This is a genomic window from Halorubrum persicum (genome assembly GCF_002727125.1).
Lineage (GTDB): Archaea > Halobacteriota > Halobacteria > Halobacteriales > Haloferacaceae > Halorubrum > Halorubrum persicum.
In genome coordinates, this window is sequence record NZ_NHOA01000060.1 from 34,112 (window position 1) to 34,492 (window position 381).

The window sequence follows — 381 nt, forward strand, 5'->3', positions numbered from 1 at the left end:
GACGGGAACGACGGAGGCGGCGGGGGCGGTGTCTCCGAGGAGACGGTCCGGATCGGCGCGGTCCAGCCTACGTCGGGCGACCTCAAGTACTACGGTCAGATCAGTCTGATGGGGTTCTACTCCGGGCTGGCGTACAAACACGGCGTCGACCCGGTGGAGGAGCTCACGCCGGGCACGTACACGCTGGATCCGGACGACGGCCCGACCTACGAGATCATCGTGGAGGACACCGGATTCAGCCCCGACACGGCCCAGAGCGTCGCGACGGACCTCGTCGACGACGAGGTCCGTCGCGACGCTCTGGGCCGTGTCGGGGCTGAATCCGGTGTCCTCCACGATGATCTCGTAGGTCGGGCCGTCGTCCGGATCCAGCGTGTACGT

At 67.5% G+C, this 381-nt stretch carries 1 pseudogene; it reads left to right on the top strand.

Annotation, left to right across the window (positions count from 1 at the left end):
• Positions 1–381, top strand: a pseudogene (locus tag DJ69_RS08735) (ABC transporter substrate-binding protein); the annotation flags it as partial.